This window comes from Microcoleus sp. N9_A2 (genome assembly GCF_036701775.1).
Taxonomy (GTDB): Bacteria; Cyanobacteriota; Cyanobacteriia; order Cyanobacteriales; family Microcoleaceae; genus Microcoleus.
In genome coordinates this window covers 1-2579 of record NZ_JAUBRH010000132.1, presented here as the reverse complement: position 1 = coordinate 2579, position 2579 = coordinate 1, and the positions used below count along the sequence as shown (strand labels likewise).

The 2579-nt window shown below is 44.2% G+C and carries 1 protein-coding gene; it reads left to right on the top strand.

Annotation, left to right across the window (positions count from 1 at the left end):
• Nucleotides 1-667 precede the first annotated feature (667 nt).
• Nucleotides 668-2482, top strand: a complete 1815-nt coding sequence (gene ltrA / locus QUA44_RS30265) for a group II intron reverse transcriptase/maturase (protein WP_333257574.1) — start codon at nucleotides 668-670, stop codon at nucleotides 2480-2482.
• The last annotated feature ends 97 nt before the right edge of the window (nucleotides 2483-2579 follow it).

Below are 2579 nucleotides of genomic sequence, written 5' to 3'. Positions count from 1 at the left end.
TACAAGTGCGATTCGTTCAGTCGAAACCGAGAAATCGGGGGATGACTGGCTTCTACAGGGTAATCCATCAGGATTGAGTTCGCACTTTAATCCCTTGTAGATGACAACTTCATAACCTTGCAGGTGAGCGTCAGTATCCTAGAAAACGTCAAGCCCTGCCCCTCAAACGTAGAGGTGAAAGCATATCCCCCACTGTAGCGACTAGCCCTCAATCGGTGAAGCGGGGATAAAAGCGGAAAGAGCTACTAGCCTAAAGTGGTATCCCGTAAGCAAGTTTCTATGGATAACGAAAGTGAAGTCACTGCCTGAATCACCGTTAAGCCGAACCAGCGAAATAAGGCTTCATGCGCTGGTAGTCCCAAAAAGGGCATTAGTACAGGGTGGTATGCGAATTTGTATCGGCATACCTACGTTACCCAAAAAACTCGGTGAAGAGGTGACATCCTAACGGAACAAACCAATGGTTATGAGGAACGAAGTAAACCACCTGATTACTCTCGGAGAGGTCGAATACTTCGAGCAGTCAGCTAAGACGAAACATCTGGATTTCCAGGTAACAGGTGGTAGAGATTGAGTCAAAAGCCAACGCCTCATTGTAATGATGAGGATATGCTAACGGACTCACGGTAATACGGATGATATAGCTACAAGTAGCAATGAATATGTTATGAACACGGCAGAAAAACCGATGTATGAATGGAACGATATCAACTGGCGAAAGCTAGAGCGTAACGTTTTTAAATTGCAAAAGCGGATATATCAAGCGTCTAATCGTGGTGATGTCAAGCTAGTACGCAGACTCCAGAAACTGTTGATAAGTTCTTGGGCAGCAAAAGCCGCTTCGGTTCGTCGGGTAACTCAGGATAATCGCGGTAAGAAGACGGCAGGTGTGGATGGCGTTAAATCGCTGACCCCAAAGCAACGTTTCGCCTTGATAAATAAAATATCATTGGGTTCAAAGGTTAAGCCAACACGCCGAGTTTGGATACCCAAACCAGGGACAGATGAGGAAAGACCTTTAGGTATACCGACAATGGAAGACCGAGCTTTGCAAGCGTTAGTCAAACTGGTGTTAGAACCAGAATGGGAAGCGCGATTTGAACCTAACTCATACGGGTTCAGACCTGGACGCTCATGCCACGATGCGATAGGAGCAATATTCTGTGCGGTTAATAAAAAATCCAAGTATGTGTTGGATGCCGATATCAGTAAATGCTTCGACCGTATTAATCACGATGTACTTCTCAAAAAATTGAATACTTATCCTACCCTACGGAGACAAATCCGAGCTTGGTTAAAAGCTGGTGTTATGGATGGAAACGAGCTGTTCCCAACTGATGAAGGTACACCACAAGGCGGGGTAATTTCACCTCTACTTGCCAATGTCGCCTTACATGGGATTGAGGAATTGATTATGGGTTTAGCCCCAAAATTCGAGATGAAAGACTATCGTGGTTATAATCTTGGATTGCGAGACAAACTCAAATCGATTTCATTGATAAGATATGCGGACGATTTTGTAGTCCTTCATGAGGATTTAGAAGTTGTAAAGCTGTGTCAAGTAGAGATAGAGAAGTGGTTGAGTGGCATTGGGTTAGAACTAAAGCCGAGTAAGACAAGATTAGCTCACACCCTGAACAAGTTAGATGATGAACAACCTGGATTCAACTTCCTAGGATTCAACGTCAGGCAATTCCCTGTTGGGAAACACAATTCAGGCAAAGTAAAGGGTAAAATCCTCGGATTTAAGACTATTATCACCCCCAGTAAAGAAAGTCAGAAAAAGCACTACAGAAAAGTTGCTGAAGTAATAAATAAATCGCGTGGGTCAAACCAAGCGACTTTAATTAAGAATCTCACTCCTATCATACGGGGTTGGTGCAACTACTTCTCAACAGTCGTCAGTCAAAAAATATTTTCAAAGTTGTGGCACTTAGTGGTTTGGAAGCTTCTGAAGTGGGGTCGTCATCGTCATAGGAACAAAGGCAAAGGGTGGATACGCCGTAAATACTTCAAAACCGTAGAAGGCAATAACTGGGTGTTCGCAACCGGAGAGGGTAACAATCCTCTAAGGCTAATACAACATAGCTCCACTGAAATAAAGCGCTATGTAAAAGTAAAAGGGATGGTATCACCCTATGACGGGGACTGGATATATTGGAGTTCAAGAATGGGAGTACACCCCGAAATACCTGTAAGAGTAGCCAAACTACTCAAACGACAAAAAGGGAAATGCGCTCACTGCGATAACTACTTCAAAGATGGAGATTCGATTGAAGTTGACCACATCATCCCCAAATCGAAAGGTGGAAAGGAATCGTATGATAATTGGCAGCTACTCCATCGACATTGCCACGACACAAAGACTGCCAATGATGGTAGTCTCGGTAACAAATCTAGCTGCAAAAGCGCTAAACCTAAGCCACCAGTGGAACCAAGCCTGTGGGCGTGGGAAAACGATATGTTGGTAATGACGTACTGATGACAACAGCCGTTTTATTGAGGAGCGGAATGATGGGAAACTATCACGTTCCGTTTTGGAGAGCAGTGGAGGAGGCGACTCCTTCACTGACTTTAAT